The sequence below is a fragment of the Neisseria weaveri genome, assembly GCF_900638685.1.
GTDB lineage: Bacteria > Pseudomonadota > Gammaproteobacteria > Burkholderiales > Neisseriaceae > Neisseria > Neisseria weaveri.
On the sequence record NZ_LR134533.1, the window covers coordinates 969255 to 995747 of the forward strand.

24 protein-coding genes are annotated in these 26493 nt (G+C 50.9%); 7 read left to right on the top strand and 17 right to left on the bottom strand.

Going from position 1 to position 26493, the window contains the following annotated elements:
* Positions 1 to 198 precede the first annotated feature (198 nt).
* The 4 genes from EL309_RS04745 to EL309_RS04760 all read right to left on the bottom strand — a co-directional run bounded on the left by EL309_RS04745 (position 199) and on the right by EL309_RS04760 (position 3863).
* Positions 199 to 702 (bottom strand): hypothetical protein, encoded by a 504-nt coding sequence (locus tag EL309_RS04745; RefSeq protein ID WP_004283181.1) that lies wholly within the window; start codon positions 700 to 702, stop codon positions 199 to 201.
* An 82-nt stretch (positions 703 to 784) separates the two neighbouring features.
* On the bottom strand, positions 785 to 2554 hold the full coding sequence (locus tag EL309_RS04750; RefSeq protein ID WP_004283183.1) for a sodium:solute symporter family protein: 1770 nt from the start codon (positions 2552 to 2554) through the stop codon (positions 785 to 787).
* A gap of 4 nt (positions 2555 to 2558) precedes the next feature.
* The gene (locus tag EL309_RS04755; protein ID WP_004283185.1) at positions 2559 to 2825 is read right to left on the bottom strand and encodes a DUF4212 domain-containing protein; all 267 of its coding nucleotides are present in this window, start codon (positions 2823 to 2825) and stop codon (positions 2559 to 2561) included.
* Between the two features lie 552 nt (positions 2826 to 3377).
* Positions 3378 to 3863, bottom strand: a complete 486-nt coding sequence (locus tag EL309_RS04760; RefSeq protein WP_004283189.1) for a hypothetical protein — start codon at positions 3861 to 3863, stop codon at positions 3378 to 3380.
* 199 nt (positions 3864 to 4062) lie between these two features.
* On the opposite strand from EL309_RS04760, the gene dxs reads away from it, so the two are divergent.
* The 7 genes from dxs (at position 4063) to purH (ending at position 12516) form a co-directional block, all read left to right on the top strand.
* The gene (dxs, locus tag EL309_RS04765; RefSeq protein WP_004283190.1) at positions 4063 to 5940 is read left to right on the top strand and encodes a 1-deoxy-D-xylulose-5-phosphate synthase; all 1878 of its coding nucleotides are present in this window, start codon (positions 4063 to 4065) and stop codon (positions 5938 to 5940) included.
* 154 nt (positions 5941 to 6094) lie between these two features.
* On the top strand, positions 6095 to 7573 hold the full coding sequence (locus tag EL309_RS04770; protein WP_004283192.1) for a protein adenylyltransferase SelO: 1479 nt from the start codon (positions 6095 to 6097) through the stop codon (positions 7571 to 7573).
* 115 nt (positions 7574 to 7688) lie between these two features.
* Positions 7689 to 8564, top strand: a complete 876-nt coding sequence (locus EL309_RS04775) for a sulfite exporter TauE/SafE family protein (RefSeq protein WP_004283193.1) — start codon at positions 7689 to 7691, stop codon at positions 8562 to 8564.
* A 141-nt stretch (positions 8565 to 8705) separates the two neighbouring features.
* A complete protein-coding gene (gene dusB / locus EL309_RS04780; protein ID WP_050793672.1) occupies positions 8706 to 9704 on the top strand; it encodes a tRNA dihydrouridine synthase DusB in 999 nt (332 codons plus the stop codon).
* Positions 9705 to 9859: 155 nt separating this feature from the next.
* Complete coding sequence (locus tag EL309_RS04785) at positions 9860 to 10483, top strand: LysE family translocator (RefSeq protein WP_004283197.1); 624 nt, start codon at positions 9860 to 9862, stop codon at positions 10481 to 10483.
* A gap of 98 nt (positions 10484 to 10581) precedes the next feature.
* Positions 10582 to 10827: a Fis family transcriptional regulator gene (locus EL309_RS04790; RefSeq protein WP_004283199.1), complete on the top strand. Its 246-nt coding sequence runs from the start codon at positions 10582 to 10584 to the stop codon at positions 10825 to 10827.
* 111 nt (positions 10828 to 10938) lie between these two features.
* The gene (purH, locus tag EL309_RS04795; RefSeq protein ID WP_004283200.1) at positions 10939 to 12516 is read left to right on the top strand and encodes a bifunctional phosphoribosylaminoimidazolecarboxamide formyltransferase/IMP cyclohydrolase; all 1578 of its coding nucleotides are present in this window, start codon (positions 10939 to 10941) and stop codon (positions 12514 to 12516) included.
* A 141-nt stretch (positions 12517 to 12657) separates the two neighbouring features.
* Here purH and rlmH read toward each other — a convergent pair whose 3' ends face one another.
* The 13 genes from rlmH to ftsA form a co-directional block, all read right to left on the bottom strand.
* Complete coding sequence (gene rlmH / locus EL309_RS04800; protein WP_004283201.1) at positions 12658 to 13128, bottom strand: 23S rRNA (pseudouridine(1915)-N(3))-methyltransferase RlmH; 471 nt, start codon at positions 13126 to 13128, stop codon at positions 12658 to 12660.
* 72 nt (positions 13129 to 13200) lie between these two features.
* Positions 13201 to 13593: a ribosome silencing factor gene (gene rsfS / locus EL309_RS04805; RefSeq protein ID WP_004283202.1), complete on the bottom strand. Its 393-nt coding sequence runs from the start codon at positions 13591 to 13593 to the stop codon at positions 13201 to 13203.
* A gap of 89 nt (positions 13594 to 13682) precedes the next feature.
* The gene (gene nadD / locus EL309_RS04810; protein WP_004283203.1) at positions 13683 to 14291 is read right to left on the bottom strand and encodes a nicotinate (nicotinamide) nucleotide adenylyltransferase; all 609 of its coding nucleotides are present in this window, start codon (positions 14289 to 14291) and stop codon (positions 13683 to 13685) included.
* 48 nt (positions 14292 to 14339) lie between these two features.
* A complete protein-coding gene (locus tag EL309_RS04815) occupies positions 14340 to 14921 on the bottom strand; it encodes a beta-class carbonic anhydrase (RefSeq protein WP_036494712.1) in 582 nt (193 codons plus the stop codon).
* A 205-nt stretch (positions 14922 to 15126) separates the two neighbouring features.
* A complete protein-coding gene (gene hpaC / locus EL309_RS04820; RefSeq protein ID WP_004283205.1) occupies positions 15127 to 15633 on the bottom strand; it encodes a 4-hydroxyphenylacetate 3-monooxygenase, reductase component in 507 nt (168 codons plus the stop codon).
* Positions 15634 to 15650: 17 nt separating this feature from the next.
* The gene (gene hpaR, locus EL309_RS04825; RefSeq protein WP_004283206.1) at positions 15651 to 16100 is read right to left on the bottom strand and encodes a homoprotocatechuate degradation operon regulator HpaR; all 450 of its coding nucleotides are present in this window, start codon (positions 16098 to 16100) and stop codon (positions 15651 to 15653) included.
* 208 nt (positions 16101 to 16308) lie between these two features.
* Positions 16309 to 17187: an NUDIX hydrolase gene (locus tag EL309_RS04830; RefSeq protein ID WP_232014435.1), complete on the bottom strand. Its 879-nt coding sequence runs from the start codon at positions 17185 to 17187 to the stop codon at positions 16309 to 16311.
* A gap of 88 nt (positions 17188 to 17275) precedes the next feature.
* Complete coding sequence (locus EL309_RS04835) at positions 17276 to 18028, bottom strand: class I SAM-dependent methyltransferase (protein ID WP_004283208.1); 753 nt, start codon at positions 18026 to 18028, stop codon at positions 17276 to 17278.
* 82 nt (positions 18029 to 18110) lie between these two features.
* A complete protein-coding gene (locus tag EL309_RS04840; RefSeq protein WP_004283209.1) occupies positions 18111 to 19754 on the bottom strand; it encodes a sigma-54-dependent transcriptional regulator in 1644 nt (547 codons plus the stop codon).
* Entirely contained in the window at positions 19747 to 21333 is a 1587-nt protein-coding gene (locus EL309_RS04845; protein WP_004283210.1) for an ATP-binding protein, read from the bottom strand. Before EL309_RS04845 ends, EL309_RS04840 begins: the two co-directional genes overlap by 8 nt.
* A gap of 201 nt (positions 21334 to 21534) precedes the next feature.
* Positions 21535 to 23838 carry a DNA topoisomerase IV subunit A gene (gene parC / locus EL309_RS04850; protein WP_004283212.1) on the bottom strand — a complete coding sequence of 768 codons (2304 nt, stop codon included), beginning with the start codon at positions 23836 to 23838 and terminating at the stop codon, positions 21535 to 21537.
* A 148-nt stretch (positions 23839 to 23986) separates the two neighbouring features.
* The gene (ftsZ, locus tag EL309_RS04855; protein WP_004283213.1) at positions 23987 to 25138 is read right to left on the bottom strand and encodes a cell division protein FtsZ; all 1152 of its coding nucleotides are present in this window, start codon (positions 25136 to 25138) and stop codon (positions 23987 to 23989) included.
* A gap of 115 nt (positions 25139 to 25253) precedes the next feature.
* The gene (gene ftsA, locus EL309_RS04860; RefSeq protein ID WP_004283214.1) at positions 25254 to 26489 is read right to left on the bottom strand and encodes a cell division protein FtsA; all 1236 of its coding nucleotides are present in this window, start codon (positions 26487 to 26489) and stop codon (positions 25254 to 25256) included.
* Between the last annotated feature and the right edge of the window lie 4 nt (positions 26490 to 26493).

The window sequence follows — 26493 nt, forward strand, 5'->3', positions numbered from 1 at the left end:
GCCAAGTCAGCCCCGATGCCACCCCTAAAGCATAATCACTCTGAATATAAAATCCCAATCGTTTTATTTAATAAAACCCATCACGCAAAATAATACCCGAACACACATTGAACACAGCAAAAATCAGACGGCCTCCGTGAGGCCGTCTGAAAATAAAAACCACCCGAGCATACCTGTCGGACGGTTTTTATTACCTGTTTATTTCGGACAAATTTCGGCGGCAATCTTGCTGCTGTAAGGCGTTTCATGCCAAGCGGTTTCGGCAGGCATCTTGCCCGATGCCGTCGCATCTGCCTGTCTGCCTGTCGAACAATCCACCACCACCGCCCAAGTTTTCGCACTCATGCGGCGCTCGAAAAAATACAGATTGGTCTGTTTGTAGCGGCTATTGCCTTCCACATCCAACACCTTGGATTTATCTACCGCCACAAACTGCAAAATCTGCGGCTTGATATAAGTCCACGGTTTATACGGTGCGGTCGAAGGAACTTCCGTCACCACAACCACATTTTCAGACGGCAACAAAGTGCGGGTATGACCGTACCACGTATATTCGCTGTGTACCTGAAACCCCAACATACCCAATCCTGCCGCAGCCGGTACCAGCCACTTCGGCAGAAACTTAAAAACGCGGCGGATGATCAATGCCACACCGGCAGCACCCAAACCGGAAAATATCATGGCCAAAAATTCCCACAGCATGATGTCGTCCTCCCTCTACAAACCGAATAATAAAGCGGCTTGGTTTTCAGCCCAAGCCGCTGCTTTATATTATAAATACTGCTTAGTGGTCAATCGCCTTACCGGCACCGCGCGGGAAGCGTACGCTTTCCACCAGGTCTTGTACTTCTTGCGGAGGCGCTTTGCCCATAGAAGATACAATGAATGCCACAGTAAAGTTGATGATCGCACCTACGGTACCGAACGACAGCGGAGAGATACCGAACAACCAGTTTTCAGGTTTGTTTTCAAACATATTGGTGCCCGGGATAAAGAACCAGCCCAGATACAGGAAGATATACACACAAGTGGAAATCAAACCTGCCAACATACCTGCAATCGCACCTTTGTCGTTAATACGTTTGGAGAAGATACCCATCATCAGCACAGGGAACAGGGAAGCTGCCGCAATACCGAACGCCAGAGCCACCACTTGTGCCGCAAAGCCCGGAGGATTGATACCCAACCAAGTTGCCACCACAATTGCCACTGTCATAGATACGCGAGCGGCCAACAGTTCGCCTTTTTCGGTGATATCGGGTTTCAGCGTTTTCTTAATCAAGTCGTGCGAAACCGCTGAAGAGATGGCCAACAGCAGACCTGCCGCAGTAGACAATGCCGCTGCCAAACCGCCGGCTGCAATCAAACCGATTACCCAGCCCGGCAAGTTGGCGATTTCAGGATTGGCCAATACCAGGATGTCGTTGTTTACGGTCAACTCGTTACCGGCCCAACCGCGCTCGGTAGCAACTGCGTTAAATTGCTCGTTTTTGTCGTTGTAGTATTGGATTTTACCGTCGCCGTTTTTGTCTTCAAACTTCAGCAAACCGGTGGTTTCCCAGTTTTTCATCCATTGCGGACGGGCTTCGTAATCCAAAGCAGGCTGTTCAGAGCCGGCAGGATATATCGTGTTTACCAAGTTCATACGGGCCATAGAACCTACCGCAGGTGCAGTGGTATACAGCAGCGCGATAAACACCAGCGCCCAACCTGCAGAACTACGCGCGTCAGATACTTTAGGTACGGTGAAGAAACGGATAATTACGTGCGGCAAACCTGCAGTACCGATCATCAGAGACATCGTGAACAGCAACATATTCAATTTGTTCGGCTCGTCGGCGGTAAACGCTTTAAAGCCCAAATCGGTAATCAGCATATTCAGTTTGTGCAGTAAGGGCTCGCCGGAGCTGACTTCGTTGCCGAACATACCCAAAGGCGGAATCGCATTGCCGGTCAGGTTAAACGAAATGAACACGGCCGGAATGGTATAAGCGATGATCAAAACCACATACTGCGCAACTTGGGTATAGGTAATACCTTTCATACCGCCCAATACCGCGTAGAACAATACCACTACCGCAGCAATCAACAGACCGGTCGTATTGCTCACTTCCAGGAAGCGTGAGAACGCCACACCCGCACCGGTCATCTGACCGATTACATAAGTAGTAGAAGCAATAATCAAACAGGCCACCGCCACCAAGCGTGCGGTACGGCTGTAAAAACGGTCGCCGATGAAGTCCGGTACGGTAAATTTACCGAACTTACGCAAGTAAGGAGCCAACAGCAACGCCAACAATACATAACCGCCGGTCCAGCCCATCAGGTAGGCAGAAGCAGGATAACCGCTCATCGCGATAATACCCGCCATCGAAATGAACGAAGCCGCACTCATCCAGTCGGCAGCAGTCGCCATACCGTTCAACACCGGATGTACGCCGCCGCCGGCAACGTAGAACTCTTTGGTCGAGCCTGCGCGTGCCCAAATCGCAATACCGAAGTACAGCGCAAACGAAGCACCCACAAACAACAGGTTAATCATAAATTGGCTCATAGCATTACTCCTCTTTCACGCCGTATTTTTCGTCGAGCTTATTCATACGCCACGAATAGAAAAAGATAATAGCGATGAATACCAAAATCGAACCCTGTTGGGCAAACCAAAAGCCCAAATCAGCGCCGCCCACACTGATACCCATCAACGCAGGGCGGAAGATGATTGCGGCAAAATGCGAACATAATGCCCACACCACCAGACAGGTAAAGATAATGCGGACATTCGCTTTCCAGTAACCAGAGGTGTCTTGTTTTTTTTCTTCTGACATGACTGTGTCTCCTATTGTATTTAAAGGGAGGCCGGTAACGACAGGTAGTGCCTGCGTCCCAACAATTTCTATCAACGGCCTGCCGACATCCGCCTTTCCGGTCAAGCTTCGCAGATCCCGTCTATCCAACCGTTTTACGCCGCCGCTGCAAATCCGATTGAGCCGAAAACCCGGCAAAACCGCCCTTGTAACGGAAGGCAGGGCTATTTTTCAACAAATTTACAAAATTATCTAATCAGATTTTCAAATACCTTCCATCGGAACGGCTTAAGATAAGCCCGATTCGGTCTTATCCGCCCCATCCGGCAGTGCCTTTTTCCACGCCGTGACGTTAATATAAATTAACAAAAAAAAATATTCCCAATACAAACTTTACATTGCAGCGCAAAGCCTTAGCCCGCCTGAAATCCAATGCTTTCGCCACCCTTGCAGTTCCGTTCCGACCGCCCGGCAACATAAACATCTAAACAAATGCATAAACAAAGGCCGTCTGAAAATTTCAGACGGCCTGTTTTTCATATCACACAACAGTGTGACAAAATCAAACAATTTTCAAACCGGCTCGCAATTGCGTACCACAATATTATCGACCAAAGTCGCTTCGCCCATGATTTCACGCTCTTCATGCGCTACCAAAAAGCCATTGTGCTCGCGATAATAATCCGTTCCGACCTCGTTGCCGATGTTCCAGGTATAACGCCCGTTGCTGAAGCTGTTCAAATCCTCGTTGCTGCCTTCGTCACTGAACACCAAAGTCAAATCCACGCCTTCGGCCTTAACCTCGGCAGCCGGCTTGCCGTTTTCCAGAAAATAACGTGCTTCGGCAATTTTACCGTCCGCACACTGATACGATTTCCACGGCGCATTGGCAGCCGTACCCAATTTCGCAGCCGCAGTTTCACCGCCTTCGTTGGCATTGTCCTGCGCGTCGGCTGCAGCCGTTTGCCCGGCCGCGGCTTTTTCTTCCGCAGCTTTCTCACCGCCGCAAGCCGTCAATGCGGCAAGCGACAACAACGAACAAATCAATAAATTTTTCATGACTCAAACACTCCGTCCTTTAACTGAAAATATTCAACCAGTTTAACACGTTCGGGCTGCATGGCGGCCGCTTTTGCTTGCATAAACCATAAATTGCCGTTATTTCAGACGGCCTGCTGAAAAAGCTGTCGGTATGACAATCTCTTGCTATAATTCTCCGTTGCCTAGATAGACAAAGTCAGATAATAAAGACCGTACCATGAGCCAAACCCCTTTACTTGATACCATCGATCTGCCGGAAGACCTCCGCCTGCTGGATAAAAAACAATTGCCGCAAGTGGCGGCCGAGCTGCGTTCGTTTTTATTGGACTCGGTCGGTCAAACAGGCGGCCATTTTGCCAGCAATCTCGGTGCCGTCGAGTTGACGGTGGCTCTGCACTACGTCTACAACACGCCCGACGACAAACTGGTTTGGGATGTCGGTCATCAAAGCTATCCGCACAAAATCCTCACCGGCCGCAAAAACCGTATGCGCACCATGCGCCAATACGGCGGCTTGGCCGGATTCCCGAAACGCAGCGAATCAGATTACGACGCATTCGGTGTCGGCCATTCTTCCACTTCTATCGGCGCGGCGCTCGGTATGGCGGTGGCCGACAAATTAAACGGCAGCCCCAACCGCAGCGTAGCCATCATCGGCGACGGAGCCATGACGGCCGGACAGGCTTTTGAAGCGCTAAACTGCGCCGGCGACATGGAAGACGTCAATCTGTTGGTGATTCTCAACGACAACGAAATGTCGATTTCCCCCAATGTCGGCGCGCTGCCCAAATATCTGGCGCGTAACGTCGTGCGCGATATGCACGGCCTGCTCAGCACCATCAAAGCGCAATCCACCAAAGTGCTCGACAAGCTGCCCGGCGCGCTGGAAATCGCCCAAAAAGTCGAACACAAAATCAAAACCATCGCCGGCGAAGCGGAGCACGCCAAGCAGTCGCTGTCGTTATTCGAAAACTTCGGCTTCCAATACACCGGCCCCGTTGACGGCCATGATGTTGAAAATCTGGTTGACGTGCTGAAAGACTTGCGCGCCAAAAAAGGCCCGCAGATTCTGCATGTGATTACCAAAAAAGGCCAAGGCTACAAACTCGCCGAAAATGATCCGGTGAAATACCATGCTATCGGCAAAACCAACGCTCCGAGCGAAAAACCGGCCGTTCCCAAGCCCACCTACACGCAGATTTTCGGCAAATGGCTGTGCGATCAGGCCGCCGCCGACCCGCGCTTGGTTGCCATCACGCCCGCCATGCGCGAAGGCAGCGGTTTGGTCGAATACGAACAAAAATTCCCCGAGCGTTATTTCGATGTCGGCATCGCCGAGCAGCACGCCGTTACCTTTGCCGGCGGCTTGGCCTGTGAAGGCGCGAAACCGGTGGTGGCGATTTATTCCACTTTCCTGCAACGTGCCTACGACCAACTCGTCCACGACATCGCCCTGCAAAACCTGCCCGTGCTGTTTGCCATCGACCGCGCCGGCATTGTGGGTGCAGACGGCCCCACCCACGCCGGTTTGTATGATTTGAGCTTTTTGCGCTGTGTTCCGAATATGGTCATCGCCGCGCCGAGCGATGAAAACGAATGCCGCCTGCTGCTTTCCACCTGCTATCAACTCGATGCGCCGACCGCCGTGCGCTATCCGCGCGGTTCGGGCACCGGCGCAACGGTTTCAGACGGCCTCGATACCGTGCCCGTCGGCAAAGGCGTTGTCAGACGCGAAGGCCGCCAAACCGCCGTTTTCGCTTTCGGCAGCATGGTTCAGCCCGCACTGGAAGCGGCCGAAACGCTGGACGCAACCGTGGCCGATATGCGCTTCGTGAAACCGCTGGACGAAGAATTGATTTTAAAACTGGCACAGTCGCACGATTATCTGGTGAGCGTCGAAGAAAACGCGGTGCAAGGCGGTGCAGGCAGTGCGGTGCTGGAAACTTTGGCGAAGCACGGCATCACCAAACCCGTTTTGCTGTTGGGTGTAGACGATGTCGTTACCGAACACGGCGACCCGGGCAAACTGCTGGACGATTTGGGCTTAAGCGCCACGGCGGTATTGAAGCGGATTCAAAACTGGCTGCCTGCCTGAACCTTCCCCCAACAGGCCGTCTGAATATTCAGACGGCCTTAAATTTGCCTTGATTTGACCACCGTTCCGCTTCAAACTGAAAAACACACAATAAAACCGCTTCAGGCCGTCTGAATATTCAGACGGCCTCCCGCACACAATCTATGGAAAAAATATGAGCAAAACACACAGCTTGCGCTTATCCGAACCGGCTTTTGCCAACCTGCCCGACGTGTTTTACAGCCGCGTCCGCACCGAGCCTTTGGGCGAACCGTATTGGGTGGCGCAAAATCATGTATTGGCCGAAGAAATGGGCTTGAGGCCGTCTGAAATTTTTGATAACGCCGACAACCTGCTTTATTTGGCCGGCAGTGCCAAACAATATGATCCTGCGCCGATAGCTTCGGTGTACAGCGGCCATCAGTTCGGCGTGTATGTGCGCCAGTTGGGCGACGGACGCGCGGTGTTGATCGGCGATTCGGTCGGTTCAGACGGCCTGCGTTGGGAATGGCAGCTCAAAGGTGCGGGCAAAACGCCGTATTCGCGCTTTGCCGACGGGCGGGCGGTGTTGCGTTCCAGCATCCGCGAATATCTGTGCTCCGAAGCGATGCACGGCTTGGGCATTCCGACCACGCGCGCGCTGGCGATTACGGGCAGCAACGATGCCGTTTACCGCGAAGAAGCCGAAACGGCGGCGGTGGTTACGCGCATTGCGCCGAGTTTTATCCGTTTCGGCCATTTTGAATACATGTATCACACCGGCCAACATCATAATCTGCCCGTGTTGGCGGATTTTCTGATTGACCGCCATTTCCCCGAGTGCCGCGAAGCCGAAAATCCATACTTAGCTTTTTTCCAAACTGTTTCCCGCCGCACCGCCGAGTTGGTGGCCGCGTGGCAGAGCGTCGGCTTTTGCCACGGCGTGTTGAACACCGACAATATGTCGGCTCTAGGGCTGACCATCGACTACGGCCCGTTCGGTTTTCTCGATGCTTACGACCGCCGCCATGTGTGCAACCATTCCGACACGGGTGGCCGCTATGCCTACAACGAGCAGCCGTATGTGGTGCATTGGAACTTGTCGCGCTTTGCCTCGTGCCTGCTGCCGCTGGTGCCGCAAGACGATTTGGTGGCAGAGTTGGAGCGCTTCCCCGATATGTTTCAGACGGCCTATCTGCAAAAAATGCGCGCCAAACTCGGTTTGCAAACGCAAGAAAAAGGCGACGACGAGCTGATTGCCGATATGTTTACCGCCCTGCAAAGCCGCAAAGTCGATTTCACGCTGTTTTTCCGATATTTGAGCGAAGTGGGCAATGTCCACGGCGAACCGCTGCCCGAAAAGCTGTTGGCACTATTCCATGGCCCCACCGAAGCGTTTACCGCGTGGATAGGCCGTTACCGCGGCAGGCTGCGGGCGGAAAACAGCAACCCCGCCGAACGCGCCGAACGGATGAATGCCGTCAACCCGCTGTATGTGTTGCGAAACTATCTGCTGGAGCAGGCGATACAGTTGGCAAAAAGCGGCGACTTCCGCGAAATCGAGCGCCTGCACCGCTGTATGCAGAATCCGTTTGTCGAGCGTAAAGAATTTGCCGATTTTGCCGAACTGCCGCCGCAATGGGCGGAAGGGATTTGTGTGAGCTGTTCGAGTTGATGTTGAGGCCGTCTGAAAAAGTGCATGGCATGCCTGTTTTTCAGACGGCCTAACCTTTCTTCATGGTCAATCGACCCAACCTTTACGACGGGCTGCTTCGGCTTGCCGCTTTATTATGAATGCGGTTCGATTGGCTTTACCGCTGCCCCGCACCGCTGCTGTCGGGCAGATTGTGTCAAACCGCAAGGAAAAAGAAATGTTGCTTATTGTGTTGAGTTGTATGCTGCTGGGCGCGGTTGCCGGTTTTTTGGCCGGACTGTTCGGCATCGGCGGCGGGCTGGTGATTGTACCGGTCTTGTTTTATCTGCTGCCGCAAGCCGGGATTGCCGATAATCTGGCTATGCCGATTGCGTTGGGTACGTCTTTTTCCACCATCGTCATCACGGCATTTTCCGCCAGCCACCGCCATTACCGTTTCGGCAACATCAATTGGAAAGCGGCGAAATTCCTAGCACCTGCGCTGATTGCCGCCGTATTCGTTTCCGGCCTGTTGGCAGGCAGTCTGCCCAAAGCAGTGGTATCAAAGATTTTTGCCTGCCTGGTGATTTATCTGGCACTGAAAATGCTGTTGTCGCTGAAGCCGAAAACAGAAAGCAAACCGCTGACTGCTAAAATCTTGATTGCAGGCGGCCTGGTTATCGGCGCATTGTCGGGCATGGGCGGCATTTCCGGCGGCGCGTTTGTGGTGCCGTTTCTCAACGGCCGCGGCGTGGAAATCAAAAAAGCCATCGGTACGGCTTCATTGTGCGGCGGCCTGCTGGCGGTATCGGCAACCTTAAGCTTTATCGTCGGCGGCCGGAACGTATCCGGCCTGCCCGATTATTCGGTCGGTTATGTGTATCTGCCTGCCATGCTCGGAATTGTGTCGACTTCGTTTTTCACGTCCAAACTGGGGGCCAATGCCGTCCATGTTTTGCCGGTTATGGTATTGAAACGCGCGTTTGCCGTTTTCCTGCTGTTGATTGCTCTGCATATGCTGTTGGGGCATTGAATAATCCAAACCGCTTCCGAAAGGCCGTCTGAAATTTTCAGACGGCCTAAATTTATCTTCTTCAATATCACAAAAATTATGATTGGAAAAACTGCTTAAAAATTGTACAATTGCGCCTTTCCGTTTCCAGCCCCAACCATGATGCAAATCGGTGCCTATCCCGTTGACCCGCCCATCGCGCTCGCGCCGATGGCTGGCATTACCGACAACCCGTTCCGCAAATTGGCACGGCAGTTCGGTGCAGGCTGGGTGGTCGGCGAAATGCTCACCAGCGACCCGACGCTGCGCAATACCCGAAAAAGTTTGCACCGCAGCGACTTCGACGGCGAAACCGGCGTGCGCGTGGTACAGATTGCCGGCAGCGAACCGGCGCAGCTGGCCGAAGCGGCACGCTACAACGTCGAACAAGGTGCACAGGTTATCGATATCAATATGGGCTGCCCGGCAAAAAAAGTCTGCAACGTTTTGGCCGGCAGCGCGTTGCTGCAAAACGAAGCCTTGGTTGCCGACATTCTGCGCGCCGTCGTTCGAGCCGTTGACGTACCCGTTACCCTGAAAACGCGCTTGGGCTGGCACGACGAACATAAAAATATTCTAACCGTCGCCAAAATGGCCGAAGATGCCGGCATTGCCGCCATCGCCATTCACGGCCGCACACGCACACAAATGTATAAAGGCCAAGCCAGCTACGATCTGGTTGCCGAAGCCAAAGGCCGTCTGAATATTCCCGTTTGGGTCAACGGCGACATTACCTCGCCGCAAAAGGCGGCGGAAGTATTAAAGCAAACCGGCGCGGACGGCATTATGATCGGGCGCGGCTCACAAGGGCAGCCGTGGCTGTTTCGCGACGTCGGACATTTCCTTCGCCACGGCACACTGCCCGAAGCCTTGAATTTAAGCGAATGCAGCGCAACCGTTTTGCAGCATCTCGGCGGCATACACCGCTTTTACGGCAACTTCGCAGGCACACGGATTGCGCGCAAACACATCGGCTGGTATCTCGATCCCCTTCCCGGAGGAGAAGCCGTTCGGCGAGAAATCAACCGTATCGACGATGCCGCACAGCAATACGATGCCGTTGCCGCATTTTTGACACAACTGCCCGAACACACCGACCGCTGGGCATGCAGCTACCGTTAAACGGTAAAAAACCATGGTTTTCGGAACACTGCCCCGACAAAGGCCGTCTGAAAAAATAAAAGACACCCCGATTGCAAAGGCAAACCGAAAGCCCCGTCTCCGACACCATCAAGCACGGTGAAAATCGGGACATTTTGACTGCAAAGAGAAACATCATGGATTTTTGGCAAGGCTTTTGGATCATCACCGGCATCCATCTGCTGGCCGCCGCCTCACCCGGCCCCGACTTTGTTTTGGTGACACAACAATCACTTAGCCGCAACCGCCCAGCCGGTTTACTGACCAGTTTGGGCATTGCGCTCGGCTTTGCCGTACACGTGGTTTATTCTGTATTCGGGCTGGCTGCGGTAGTCGCCCACTCCGCCCATTTACTGACGGCAATCAAAGTTATCGGCGGTTTGTACCTGATCTATATCGGCATCAAAGGCCTGCGAGCCAAAGCAGGTCACCACGATGCCGGCGTAACGGCTGTAACGGCGGAAGAATCTCCGATGAAAACCGTTTTGCGCGGCTTTTTGTGCAATGTGCTCAATCCCAAAGCCGCCGTATTCATGCTGTCGCTGTTTGTAGTGGTACTGTCGCCCGACACGCCGCTTTGGCAGTTGGCGGCTTACGGAACTTGGATGGTTCTGACCCTGTTTTTATGGTTTGCCGGTGTGACGTTTGTTTTATCCGTACCGGCCGTCAACCGGCGTTTCCGCCGTATCGGCCATTGGATAGACCGCGTTTGCGGCGGCGTGTTGATGCTGCTCGGCATCAAAGTGCTGACCGGGCGTTGAACTTAAACAAACTTGCCCGAACCGCCGTCAGGCCGTCTGAAAACCGTAAGCTTGCTCGAAGCCGAAACAGATAACACTATAATAAGGATAACCCCATAATGAAAAACGATCTTCCCGACATTTACGACTGTATCGAAAAAAACCTGCAGCAGTATTTCCGCGATTTAAACGGCGAAACCCCCTGCGGCGTTTACGATATGGTTCTCCAGCAAGTAGAAAAACCCCTGCTGACCTGCGTCATGTCCGAATGCGGCGGCAACCAATCGAAAGCCGCAGCCATTCTCGGCCTGAACCGCAACACCCTGCGTAAAAAACTCCAGCAGCACGGTATGCTGGAAAGCTGACGCCGGCGCATTTTCGTACGGCCGAACCATTCCGAGGCCGCCTGAATTTCCAGACGGCCTCTTTTAAAGAAACCTTTTCTGAAACCGCAGCTTTTGCCAAAGGAATCTCTTATGACTGCTATCAAACGCGCCCTGATTAGCCTGTCCGACAAAACAGGCGTTGTTGAATTTGCCCAAGCGCTCAACCAACTGGGAGTGGAAATCCTGTCCACCGGCGGTACCGCCAAAATGCTGGCTGATGCCGGCGTGCCGGTAATCGAAGTGGCCGACTACACCGGCTTTCCCGAAATGCTGGACGGACGCGTCAAAACCCTGCACCCGAAAATCCACGGCGGCATCTTAGGCCGCCGCGATTTGGACGAGCATGTCGCCAAGATGAAAGAACACGATATCGGCAACATCGATTTGGTATGCGTTAACCTCTATCCGTTTGCCGCCACCATCGCCAAACCCGGCTGCACTCTGGAAGATGCAATTGAAAACATCGACATCGGCGGCCCGACCATGGTGCGTTCGGCAGCGAAAAACTGGAAACACGTTGCCATCGTTACCGACAATGCCGACTTTACCGCTGTGGTTGACGAACTGAAAGCCGACGGCTCATTAAGCGATAAAACCCGCTTCAACTTGTCACGCAAAGCCTTCAGCCACACCGCCCAATACGACGGCATGATCTCCAACTACCTGACCAGCGTTTCCGATGAAAAACTGAGCGGCGAGCCGCAAATGAACGAGTTCCCCGAGCAGTTCAACCAAAGCTGGGTCAAAGTCCAAGATATGCGCTACGGCGAAAACCCGCACCAGCAAGCTGCGTTCTACCGCGACATCTATCCTGCCGCCGGCAGTCTGAGTGCCTACAAACAGCTGCAAGGCAAAGAATTGTCATACAACAATATCGCCGACTCCGATGCTGCTTGGGAAGCCGTTAAAGCTTTCGAACAGCCGGCCTGCGTGATTGTTAAACACGCCAATCCGTGCGGCGTGGCCGTGGCTTCCAACACTCTGGACGCCTACAAGCTGGCTTATGCAACGGACACCACCAGCGCGTTCGGCGGCATTATCGCCTTCAACCGCGAAGTGGACGGCGAAACCGTCAAAGCCATTACCGACAACCAATTTATGGAAGTGCTGATGGCGCCGTCTTTCACGGCAGAAGCCTTGGAAATCGCCGCAGCCAAGAAAAACGTGCGTGTGTTGGAAGTACCGCTGCATGCCGGTGCGAACCGCTTCGAGCTGAAACGTGTCGGCGGCGGCCTGTTGGTACAGACGCCCGACATCCACCGCATCAGCCGCGAAGATTTGAAAGTCGTGTCCAAACGCCAACCGACCGAACAGGAATGGCAAGACTTGTTATTTGTGTGGAACGTAGCCAAGTATGTGAAATCGAACGCCATCGTATTCGGCAAAGGCGGCCAGACTTACGGCATCGGCGCCGGTCAAATGAGCCGCGTCGATTCCACCCGCATTGCCGCCCGTAAAGCGCAAGATGCCGGTTTGGATCTGAACGGTGCGTGTGCTGCTTCTGACGCGTTCTTCCCGTTCCGCGACGGCGTGGACGTGATTGCCGAACAAGGCATTAAAGCCATTATCCACCCTGCCGGTTCGATGCGCGACGAAGAAGTCTTCGCTGCCGCCGACGAACACGGCATTGCTATGGTGGTCACCGGTATCCGCCACTTCCGCCATTAATCCGATAACACGAAAACGGCTGTGTCATGCAGCCGTTTTTTTATCTGTCAATCGTGAAACAGAAGGCCGTCTGAAAATTTCAGACGGCCTTCTGCCCATTCATCTGCCAATAAGGGCCCACCCCCCCGATTCAAAACCGATTTATTCGCGGTGGTAAGGATGGTTATGCAGAATCGACACTGCCCGGTAAAGCTGTTCGGTCAGCAACACACGCACCATGCCGTGCGGCATGGTCAAGCTCGATAAACGCATCATCATTTTGGCCTGCTGTTTCAAATAATCGGTCATGCCGTCCGCACCACCGATGACAAAGCAGACATGTTCGCCGTTTTGCTGCCAATTTTTCAAATATCCGGCCAGCTCCACCGAAGTCGGCGCTTTGCCGCGTTCGTCCAACACCACCAGATACGCTCCCTGCGGCACGGCTTCCAAAATACGTTTTTCTTCCGCGGCCATGCCCTGCGCGGCATTGACACCCGCGCCCCGCTTTTCGGGTTTGATTTCTTTCAAACTGTAATTCACATCGCGACCGAACCGCTTTGCATATTCGTTTACCGCCTCATCTACCCAACGCGGCATTTTGGTGCCGACCGCCAATACGGTAATATTCATGGTTTCCTTTCATACCGACCGGAAAAACAAAAAGCCGCCTAAAAATTCAGACGGCCTCTGCAATGTGCGGAATCAGTTGTCCGCCGCATGCCAAGGTTTGTTGGCACCTTCGTGGAAAGAAGGCTTCTCTCCGCCCCACAAAGTGTCGATATCGTAAAAATCGCGCACGGCAGGCAGCATCACATGCACCACCAAGTCGCCTGCATCCACCAAAGCCCATTCTCCGCTGTCCTGACCTTCTGTACTCAGGATTTCAAAACCGGCTTCTTTCAAATCCACCGCCACATTGTTGGCCAACGCGCGCACTTGGCGGCTGCTGTCGCCGCTGGCTATAATCATGCGGGCAAACAATGAGGTTTTTTCCTGCGTTTCCAATACGGAAATGTCTTTGGCTTTGATGTCTTCCAAAGCGTTCACGGAAATTTCAACCATCTTTTGCAAATCTTGTAATTCTTGTTCGTTCATACTTCTTTCCTGTTTCAAAATTAAATCTGTGTGTAAACATCTCCGTTTTTTCAGACGGCCTTTGTGTCGTTTGGAGGCCGTCTGAAAAATCAACGGTATAAATGATGTTGCCTGATATATTGTTCGACTTTTCTGTCTAAAACGCCGCCCGTATCTCGGCCTGTGCATACCGCTTCCCGGATTTCTGTAGAGCTGATGTTGTACATCGGCGTTTGCAGCAGCTTCAGCGAGCCGTCCTGCAAAGCATTGCCCAACCAGGCGTGCAGAGCCTGCGGTGCCTGACTCAAATGGCTGTCTTGACGCGCCGCCACAGCAATGTTTACCTGCTTCACCAATGTCTGCCATTTGTGCCAAGTATGCAGTTGCAATAGGCTGTCCATGCCCATCAGCCACCACAATTCTGCCGACGGAAACTGCTGGCGGAATACCTGCACGGTGTCGAACGTATAGGTTTTGCCTTCACGCACAATATCGCAGTCGCTTACTGCAAAACGCTCATCGGCTTCGGCGGCCAGTGCCGTCATTTCCAAGCGGTGCTGCGCGGAAACGCCGGTCGGATCTTCCTTGTGGTAAGGATTGCCGGCCGGCAGCAACACCACCATATCCAATCCCACTTCATCGGCAAACGCCTGCGCAATCGCAAAGTGTCCGTTGTGAAAAGGATTGAAGGTACCGCCGAACAAACCGATTTTTTTCATACCACACCTATTCCGTTATTGAGGCCGTCTGAAAAACAGCCCGTTTTTTTACTGCGGCGCAACCGCACATTCCGTTTTACCGTCCACCACAACCGTCAATTTTCCGGTAGCGGGATGAATCACCAAACCGTGTACCGCAATCTCGGCAGGCATCAACGGATGGCGGCGGATAATGCTCACCGTATGGCGCACACTGTCTTCCACGTTATCGAAACCGGTCAGCCAACCGTCCAAATCGATACCGGCGTTACGCAAAGTCACCACCCTGTCATCGGGAATGCCGTGCTCGTGCGTGCGCTTCAAAAACTTTTCCGGATTCAAACCGCGCATACCGCAGTCATGGTGCGCAATCACCATAATTTCTTTTACTTTCAGCTCGAATACCGCCACCAACAAGCTGCGCATTACCGAACCCCAAGGATGCGTTACCAACGCACCGGCATTCTTGATCAGCTTGGCATCACCGTTTTTCAAACCCAAAGCCCTAGGCAGCAATTCCACCATACGCGCATCCATGCACGACAAAATAGCCAATTCTTTTTCTGGATATTTGTTGCTGAAGAACTGGGCATATTCGCCGGAATCGACAAACTCCCGGTTAAACGCCAATATTTTGTCCAACTCGCTCACGGTAGGTATTCCTTTCACTTCCTGATGTTTTATGGCAAACCGCTTTATTTTAATGCCTGTGAATGTGCCGATACCTGAAAACGGCACGGCAAAAGCAGCAAAAGTTTAAGTGGGTTTGCAATATAGATGCATCTTGTGCGTGGGCATTATAACCCGTTACGCACGCTTGCAGAAAGAAAGCTGCCCACAGGCAGCTTGCGACTCATCAGGCCAAATCCCGAAACCTTCTTCTAAAATACAGTAGCGCCGGATTATCCACTTGGGCGCACACGTGGATTTCATTCATTTCCACATAGAATACCCTATGCGTTCCGACTTCGTGTTGCGCCACAACCTGACCGTGCAGATGCGCCAATGCGCCTTCAACCTGCAGCTGCCCCAAGCGGCCGCGGTGCCAAATATGATACTCAAAACGCTCTTCCGGCGAGAGCTTAGTAATCCCGGCAAAATGTTCCGCCACATCTTGCTGCTTGGCTGACAAAACATTAATACACAAAGCCTGATTTTCTTCCAAAACCGGAATAATGGCCGACTTCCTGTTAATGCACAACATAACCGTTGGAGGCTCGTCAGTTACCGGCGCCACCGCCGTCATGGTAATTCCGTAGCGCCCTGCCGCGCCGTCAGTCGTAATCACATGAACGCCTGCGGCACACGAAGCCATAGCATTACGGAACTGCTGCTGCAAATTTTCAGGTAGTGTGTCGGTCATTCTTATCTTCGTTATTTCTAATAAGCTTCAGGATCGAGCCGTTGACCGATACCCGCCAACTCGGCCAGCAATTCCTGCAACTTGTGCAATTTGTCTTTCGAAAAAACACCTTCAATCGCATCATAGCGCTCGTCAACTTCCGCACGGATGCTGCCGTGCAGCTTTTCACCATCTCCGGTCAGCTTTAAATACACGCGGCGTTGGTCGTTTGAAGGTTTCAAACGGACAACCAATCCCGTTTTTTCCAATCTGGTCAGAATACCGGTCAGACTGGGACGCAGAATACAGGCTTGAGCTGCCAAATCCTGAAAATCCAATGTCCCGTTTTCTGCCAGCAGACGGATAATACGCCATTGCTGCTCGGTAATACCGGCATTATTCAGAATCGGCCTGAATTGTACCATCAAAGCTTCGCGGGCTTGAATCAAACTAATATTAATAGATGCATGTTTGGAATGGATACTCATGGTAACCTTCTCCCTTCTCAGGCTAATCTTTTCTTAACCGTATAAATTAACACAGACTTTCCAATGCGAATCATAAAGCGATATTATTATTCACATATTTACCAAATCTGTCGCCACCTATCTGTCTATTGTATCGCTTTTCAATTTAACTAAAATACTAACAAATTAAGTATATGTAAATGTTGGTTTAGTAAAGATAAAGCCTTGTTTAAACAGAAGTCGATTTCAACCATTTCGATAAATTATGACAATATCCTAAAACACCGAGCCTTTCAAGCAAATCAAGGGTTGCCAGCATGGCATCATTCATAAACAAACGGCTTGTCATCGCTTCAACCACTTCATCTAAGCCCATTAGGAAAAACTCAGAAACTTCACCATCTTGATTATCAGGTTTGTTTCTTTCTGGCAACACTATATCAAAAATGTACAGTTTTTCCATATGCAATCCGCGTGAGACCTTACGAACACTCATTCTCCGGCTACAATTTTCGGTAGTCGGCAAGATATTTTCCGACAATCCCGCCTCTTCCCAAGCCTCTCTGTGCATAGCTGCCAAAATGCTTTCGCCGTCTGCCACACCGCCTCCGACCAAATTATCAAGCTTGTCGGGATCCACCGCTTTAAAACGGCTGCGGCGGCCGATCCAAAACTTCCACTCTCCGTTTTCTTCCGTCAAACCGTTAACATGTACGGCTTTACTGCAGAGACCCAAAGGGCGGAAGGCCGAGCGTTCCAAACTGAATAAAATATTGCCGTCGTGATCTTCGACATCGAATTTTTCATTTCTCCATCCGCCAAACAAACCCAATCTATGCCAATTTTGCGTTATGCTTTGCAAACTGTCGGCCATTTCCAACCAACCGTCCGTTTCCAAAAACAAACCTTGTTCGTTATTTTTCAGACGGCCTGTCCAATCCTGCATCAATAGGTCTCGCCATCGGTCATCAAGCAAACCCAAACGTATGCCGTTCAACCACAAGGGCGTCCAGCCCGTGCTGTCGAACACAAACTGCTCCTGTACCACAGCCCACAGCCGGTCTAGTTCTTCCTGCGTCAAAAGTCTAAAAGATGGTTGGGGGTTCATAGAAAAGCTTTATGATTAGATGGAAAATAATGAAAGCAGTAAATATACCACAGTATTAAAAAATTTAAATGACATGGCGCAAAACAATTCAATCTTTTTGCGGATGATCGGGTAAATACACGTCAAAACGCGTACTTTTCCCTGTGTATTGATAAGCAGGGCGCTCCCCGTTTAAAAACCCACCCAAACGCGGACGTTTTACAACCACACGCTTTTTGGCAATCTGTTTCGCCGCCGCCAACAGCTCGGCTTCTTGTTGCTGAGTACCCACCAAGCCGTGAAAATACGCCATTTCTTTCTTTACGGCTGCTGATTTTTGCCGTTCGGGATACATGGGATCCAGATAAACCACATCCGGCCTATCTGTTTGGGCAGCCAATTCGGGCATTTTTTCACAAGTATTACCGACATACAGGCGTATTCTTTCGACAATATCCGCCGTTTCAATGCTTTGCGCCGCACGCTGCAAACCGTCTGCCAACAAGCAGGCAACGGCAGGGTGCTGTTCAAAAACAGTAACCTGCAATCCCAAAGAAGCCAATACGAACGCATCGCGCCCCAAGCCGCCTGTACCGTCCCACACAGTCGGTTGGACAGTATGGTTAACCGCTTTGGCAATCAGCTCCCCACCGCCTTTCAAACGACGGTATTGTGCGGCTCCTCCGGCAAAATCCACCCTGACTTTACCTTTTTCTCCGACTCTGGCTAGAAAAATGCCGTCTGAATCTGCCGATAAATATTCTCCGGTTTCCGGCTCATCAGCCACTGTCTCTAATCCGAATCGGACTGCCGTTTCTACCGCGCTCTCCGGCATGGCATCAGAAATGTAAAACACAGTCATTTTTTAGGTCTTTCCAAAATAATTCAGACGGCCTCATGAAATCAGGCCGTCTGAAAAAATTAATCTGCAAAATTCATGTTATTTACTGCACGTCCAAGCGCTCCATGCGGTAACGCATGGAACGGAAACTGATACCCAGTAATTTCGCCGCTTGAGTGCGGTTATAACGGGTCTGCTGCAAAGCCTGTTCGAGAATGATGCGCTCCACCTGATCCAAATAATCTTGGATTTGGGTTTTACCCAAAACAAAATCCGGAACGGGGCCGCTCGCATGCACTGAATCTGCAACCTGCTGTGCTATACCCGACCGCTCCGAAAACTCTTCATCTTCATGCATGGAGGATAAAGTATGCAGCTGCAAATCATCGGTTTGAATCACCGTTCCGACTGTCAGCGCAACCGCACGCTCCAAAATATTTTCCAGTTCGCGGAAATTGCCGGGATAGCTGTAATGCAGCAAGGCATCCTGTGCTTTCGGGCTAAGCTTATAGAGAATATTGCCGTTGCGGTACTTATAAAGCAGGCGCAAAATCAGACGGCCTAAATCTTCACGCATTTCCCGCAAAGGCGGCATAGTAATGGAAACCACATTTAGGCGGTAATATAAGTCTTGGCGGAATTTACCCGCTTCAACCAGCTTTTCCAGATTCTTATGCGTCGCACAGATAATCCGCACATCAACTGAAGTCTCATTGGCTTCACCGATACGGCGTACGGCTTTTTCTTGAATCGCACGCAATAACTTAACCTGCATAGACAGGGGCAAGTCCGCCACTTCGTCCAGAAACAGCGTTCCGCCGTGCGCATGCTGGAAAAAACCCAGTCTGTCGCTGTCCGCACCGGTAAAACTGCCTTTTTTGTAGCCGAAAAATTCGCTTTCCATTAAGTTTTCCGGAATTGCGCCGCAGTTTACGGCAATAAAAGGCTTATCTGCTCTGTCGGACAATTCGTGAATCGTACAAGCGGCCTGTTCTTTACCCGTACCCGATTCACCGGCGATATAAACCGGCACAGTGCTTTTCGACAAACGGCGGATCAAACTCCGAACTTCAACCATTTGCGGCGACATACCCAATAATCTGGGCATGTCGTCTTCACCGAATTCCGCATTGTCTCCCGACAAATCCGTAGGCGTACTGACAAACCGCTCTTTCAACGAACGCAGACCTTCAGGTACGCCGATGGGTTTATCGATTCTGGCTGGTGGAGACTTACGCGCCACCCGCGGATTGGCAATACCTGTCGAGGAAACAAAAGGCGGATCGGGAAGCGGCAGCGTTGCGGCAGCCAATTTTTCGATTACCGTCGGTGTCGGCGGATGGGGAACGGTTTGGTTATCGGGAATTTCATTGATTTTTACCGCAGATTTAACCAGCGAGCGCAATTGGGACAAAGTAATCGGTTTTTGCAGATAATCAAAAGCACCGGCTTTCAAGGCTTCTACCGCTTGATGGGCATTGCCGTAAGCCGTAATGACTGCCACAGGAATGTCCAATTCCAACTCATTGATATGGTTCACCACTTCCAAACCCGAACCGTCCGGCATCCGCATATCGGTCAAAACCAAAGCATAATCGTTGTTGGCCAACTTTTCTTTGGCATCTTCCACACCGACGGCCGTCTGAACCTGCAACCCCATTTTCAATAGGGTCATTTCCATCAAATCGCGAATATCAGCCTCATCATCCACTACCAGCACCGGATTTTGCAGACTTGCTTTATTCATTGTAATCCCTCGGTAAAATCAATTCGAAACCGTTCATTTCCGGATGGTAGTGGAGCTGGCCCATATTGGCATGAGCCAATTCACGCGCCACATACAAACCCAAACCCGTGCCGCGTTTTTCCGTTGTAAAGAAAGGCTCGAACAAACGTGTCCGGATATCCGGCGGCACGCCCATGCCACTGTCCATTACCAAAATCGATACATGCATGCGTCCGCTTGCTTTCACGGCAATCATGATGGCTTGAGCGTCTTTCTTGCTGTGCCGCCACGCGTTATTGCACAGGTTCCACATAATCTGCTGCAAGTGCATAGAATCGACGGCCACACTCAAATTACTCCGTTCCATGTTCAAATGTATGCAGCCTGACGCGGCAGGGTTATTCAAAATAAACTCCTGCTTGAATGCCAACCAGAACTTCATAATGTTGACCGTTTCTTTGCTTAAGCTATCGCGCTTGTTAATCAAAGAAATGTCTTCCAACATTTTATCAATTCTACCGATATTGCTGTCGATAATATTATGCAATTTGACTTTTGTCGGATCCATATCATCTTCTTGCAGCAAATCGTTGGCATGACGTATGGCCGACATGGGATTTCTGATTTCATGTGCCAGATTGGCCGTCAGCTGACCCAGAGAGGCCAGTTTTGTCGACATCACTTCCGCAGCAACTTCCCTCAAAGAACGGATATACAACATCAATAATTCGGTATCTTCCTGAATCAGCGGCACGGCACGGACATGCATGGCATGTTGGTAAATATGAATATCGATTTCGAATACACGGTCGGGCTGCTGCTGCCATTGTTCGATTAATTCTCCGAACACATTATGCTGGCGGTCAATTTCCAAATCGGGAAAATATGTTTTCGCCTGTCGGTTAAACAACCATACAGTCTGCTCGGTATCCAAAACCACGACGGCTTCCTGCACCCTGTTTAAAACCAAACGGTTCAAACCGCTCACCCGTCGATATGCCTGTTGGTTTTCGTTGGCTGACTCAGTTGCCTCCTGCAAGTAAGAAGCCAAAAAAGCCGTTAATGCCGCAACCAAAAAGCTGGCGCCCGATAAAAACGCAGCCATCACAACCGCAGTCACATTCCAGGAAGCCGGACTGCCCTGCATGTCTCCGTTAGCCAAAAGATTGACCAGCAGCAGCATCGTCGTATAACTGCCGTATAACAGCGGATACCTGCCGGCACTGATTAAGCATGACGTTACCACAAACGGCAGCACCAACACGCCCAAACCGCTGTTGATACCGCCTGCGATATACACAAGCCACATGATCATCGTAATATCGACGACCACCCAAGCGCTAGGCAAATCGTTTTCCCGACTCTGCCAAGTCGGATTAAGAATGCTGACAATAATAATGGCCGCATAAGCTGACAGCCACAAATAGAATTCGAAAGAGAAAAAAGCGGTAGATACGAAACCGCCGTCCGCATAGTTTCCCAGCCCTTGGAAAACCAGCAGCGACAAAACAATAGCTATCCGCGCGATGTTAACCAGTCCGGATATTTTTTCGCCTTGACCATCCCAGTTTTTATAGAGAACCGCTTTATCTCTACTCATGCTTTTTACGCCTTCCCAAACCGCTTCTTTTATTTAACCATTTATCAACAGATATATAATAACCTAATTAAACAGAATTGCTACCGCAAATAAACTTTATTTCTGCTTCACCGTTACCGTACCTTATCTTTCCTTTCACACCGTTTTTGCTTTTAGAGCCGGCATCAAAAGCACATTCATCTGCCGGTTTCAAACATACGGTTAATCCGAAGGCATAATATTTTTCAGACGGCCTGCCAAATCCAAAACCTTGCCTTTCCTGCCACGCTTGTTTTCAATATCACAAATACGCAATCTGTCTTTATGCAATGCACCGCGTCGGCCAACACTTTCCACTACAAACTCAGGCACGGACATCACGCTGATATGGCTCAAGGCATCGCCCTCATTCAAGCTCATCAGCTGTAATCCCCGACCTTTTGACATTACTTTCAGCTCGCCGACCGGGAAGGCCAGCAATCTGTTTTCGGCCGATACCGTTACAACTTTACAATCGGGATTAATCAAAGAAGAGGCATAAACCGCAACCGGCGGCAAAACCTTCTCCCCGTCTTCCAAGCTCATCACAGCCTTACCTGCTTTGACACGGCCGACCAAATCGCCCAGTTTTACGATGAATCCGTAAGCACCGCTGTTACTAAACAGATAGAGCTGCTCTGGCGTACCGGTCAGCATCGCCACTACTTCCGCATCAGCCTGCAATTCGATCAAAGAAGAAACCGGCACACCGTCTCCCCTTCCTCCCGGAATATCTGCTGCATCCAAAGTATAAGTCCGGCCTTTGGAATCCAAAACCACAACCGGCCAAACCGTACGGGTTTCCAATGTCTGTTTCAAACCGTCGCCTTCTTTGAAAACCGTTTGGCTCAAATCCAAATGATGGCCTGCACGGCTGCGTATCCAACCTTTATTGGAGAGAATCACGGTTACCGGCTCGTCTGCGGTCGCTTGGGTCAGAGTGGCACGTTCGGCGGCTTCGACCAAAGTACGGCGTTCGTCGCCGTATTGCTTCATATCCGACTGCATTTCTTTGATGATCAACTTACGTTTTTCATTTTCATCAGCCAATAAGATATTCAAACGGCCTCTTTCTTCCTGCAAGTCATTCAGTTCTTTTTCCAGCTTGAAACCTTCCAAACGAGCCAATTGACGCAGGCGGATTTCCAAAATATCTTCCGCTTGGATATCGCTTAATCCGAATGCCGCCATCAACTCTGTTTTCGGTTCGTCCGACTCCCTGATGACACGGATCACTTCATCGATATGCAGAAACGCCGTCATCCGGCCTTCCAGAATATGGATACGCTTTTCCACCTGCTCCAATCGGAATTTCAGACGGCGTGTTACCGTTGTTACACGGTATTCGAGCCATTCCTGCAAAATCGTTTTCAGATTCTTTTGCGCCGGCCGGCCATTCAAACCCATCATCACCAGGTTAACCGGAACATTGCCCTCCAAGCCGGTTTGTGCCATCAAAGTATTCATGAAACTTTCTGGCTCGATACGGCTGGACTTAGGCTCGAACACCAAACGCACCGGATGTTGTCCGTCGCTTTCATCCCTTACCTTTTCAATCAGATCCAGCATCAATTTTTTCGTATTCAACTGATCCTGGCTCAATTGTTTTTTACCGGCTTTTGGCTTGGGGTTGGTTTGCTCTTCGATTTCCGACAAGATTTTTTGGGCACTGGTATTGGGCGGCAATTCCGACACCACCACGCGCCATTGGCCGCGTGCCAGCTTTTCAACCTCATAACGCGCTCTGACGCGCACACTACCCTTGCCGGTTTCATACATCTGCCGCAAATCCCCGCCGGACGTAATAATCTGTCCGCCGCCGGCAAAATCCGGAGCAGGAACATACTGCATCAAATCAACAGTTTCCAAAGACGGCTTTTTCAGTAATGCAATGGCAGCTTGGGTAACTTCATTTAAATTATGTGAAGGTATTTCCGTTGCCAAGCCTACGGCAATGCCGGATGCTCCGTTCAATAACACCATAGGCAAACGCGCAGGCAATGACACGGGTTCTGTAAATGCACCGTCATAGTTAGGTGCAAAATCCACCGTACCCATATTGATTTCAGACAACAGCAACTCGGCAATCGGCGTCAAACGTGCTTCGGTGTAACGCATAGCAGCTGCCCCGTCTCCGTCTCGCGAACCAAAATTACCGATACCGTCGATTAACGGATAACGCAAAGTGAAATCCTGCGCCATACGCACCATCGCTTCATAAGCGGAACTGTCGCCATGAGGATGGTACTTACCGAGAATTTCCCCCACAACACGCGCAGATTTAACCGGCTTCGCCCCCGAAACCAAGCCCATATCACGCATCGCATACAAAATACGGCGCTGAACCGGCTTTTGGCCGTCTGAAACTTCGGGCAAGGCTCTTCCCTTAACCACGCTCATGGCATATTCCAAATACGCGCGCTCCGCGTACTGCCCCAATATCAAACAGTCATTGCCGTTTACCTGCGTTGAAATCTCGTTATCCATAAATACAGTTATTTCCCAATGTGCCCTGCATTGTAAAGCAATTTACCCCTTTTCGCTTCCCTGCATACACAATGCATATTAATTTTCAGACGGCCTCAATGTAAAACGGCCTGCACTTTCTATGCAGGCCGGTATCGAAACCTAAGCTTTAGTCTTGCTGTCTGCGCAACACTGCCGGAATTTCAAAATCATCTAAAACAGACTGGTTGGAAAAATCAGAAGCAGTCAGATTCATGCTGCGCGAACCGCGTCCGGAAACCAGCAAGCCTTCCAAACCAGGAGAACGTTCAACATCCAATACACGACCAGAACGGATATGAGACTGCACTCCACCATGCTCTTTCAAACCGGTGGCAATAATCGTAACCCGGATAGCATCTTCTTCCATGTTTTCATCTTCAGCCGTTCCGTATTTACGTTCGGCATCCGGATGGGCGTATTCATCCACCACTCTCATAATTTCACGGTATTCAGACATTTTCAAGCAACCCGGAGCAGTAGTGATGTTTACCAAAACACCGCGCGCACCGTCCAATGTCACATCATCCAACAGAGGACTGGAAATGGCATTTTCTGTAGCCAGGCGCGCACGGTCGATACCTTGCGCAAAACCCGAGCCCATCATGGCCATACCCATAATACCCATCACATTACGTACGTCGGCAAAGTCCAGGTTAATGAAACCGGGGCGGGTAACCACCTCGGAAATGCCGGCTACCGCATCACGCAACACGTTATCAGCGGCACGGAATGCTTCGCGAACAGTTACATCTTCGCCTAAAGCCGTCATTAATTTATCGTTCGGAATCACAATCAGGGAATCCACTTGGCTCTTCAAGTGATCCAAGCCTTCCTGAGCAATACTGATACGTTTTCCTTCATGGCTGAAAGGACGGGTTACAACGGCCACAGTCAAAATACCCAACTCTTTGGCAATCTCAGCCACAACCGGCGCTGCACCGGTACCCGTACCGCCACCCATGCCAGTCGTAATAAACAGCATATTTGCACCACGAATCGCTTCTGCAATAGTTTCACGTTCTTCTTGTGCAGCAGCACGACCGATTTCCGGGTTCGCACCTGCGCCCAAGCCTTTGGTCAGGTTGGTACCCAACTGAATGCGTTTTGTCGCACTATTTTTGCTCAAAGACTGTGCATCAGTATTCGCACTGATAAATTCAACACCTTGAACAGTGTTTTCAATCATATTGTTGATGGCATTGCAACCGCCGCCGCCGATACCGATAACCTTAATTACCGCAGGGCTTGCGGCGGGTTCCAAATCATAAACCAATTCCATGAACTACTCCTCTGCGCCCTGCGAAGTACGGGCAAATTAACTCAATTTCCAGCCTTATATTATATAAGATGCGTGAAACCGCTGGCAAAAACCTTCTTACAACTTTACGTTTATTTTAAAATGTATTTCTCAACCACTCTGTAATTCTTGCCAACAGGCTTTCCTTGCGCTCTTTCATGACGATTGCACTACCTGAAGAATTACCGTCGACATCACCGCAAGCAGTTTGCAGCAAACCGATCACAGTTGCATATCTCGGATTCCGGATGCGCTCCGAAACACCTGCCATTTCCTGAGGAACACCGATACGCGCCGGCAAACCGAACACATCTTCGGCCAATTCCACAATACCCGTCAGCAACGAGGCGCCACCGGTCAAGACCACTCCCGAAGTCAACACATCTTCCGGAAAGCCCGAACGACGCAATTCATTAAGCGTCAATTCCAAAATTTCTTCCACACGCGGACCGATAACACTGGCCAATACCCGGCGTGAAATCTGACGAGGCTGACGATCACCGACGCTCGGCACTTCCACCATTTCGTCCAAACCGTCCAAAGTCGGAATAGCCGCACCGTGATTGATCTTAATATACTCGGCCGCATTATGCGGAGTACGCAATGCTTGGGCCAAATCTTTGGTAATCAAATCTCCGGCCACGGGAATCACGGCAGTATGGCGGATGGCACCGTTGGTATAAACGGCGATATCTGTCGTACCGCCACCGATATCGATCACGCACACGCCCAAATCTTTTTCATCTTCTGTTAAGACGGCCTGACCGCTGGCCAGCGGCTGCAGCATGATTTGATCCATTTCCAAGCCGCAGCGTTCCACGCACTTATTAATGTTCTGCAAAGCAGTCATCGCGCCGGTAATAATATGAACGCGCGTATCCAACCGCACACCGCTCATACCGATGGGCTCTTTCACGCCCGGTTGATTATCAATGATATATTCTTGAACAACGGTATGCAAAATATTGTGGTCAGGCGGAATATTCACGGCCTTAGCGGTTTCAATCGCACGGTCGATATCCGCTTGCGAAACTTCGCCGTCTTTGATTTTTACCACACCTTGAGAATTGAAACTGCGGATATGGTTGCCCGCAATACCGGTTGTCACGCTTTCGATTCTGCAATCCGCCATCAATTCGGCTTCATTAACCGCTTGTTTGATAGCTTGAGCAGTTGCATCAATATTGGTCACCATGCCGGCTTTCAAACCGCGCGAAGGTGCCTGTCCCAAGCCGACGATATGAATTTCGTTGTCTTCCTGCACCTCGCCGATTAAGGCGATAACCTTGGAAGTGCCGATATCCAATGCACTGATATATTTACCTTTTACCATGCTA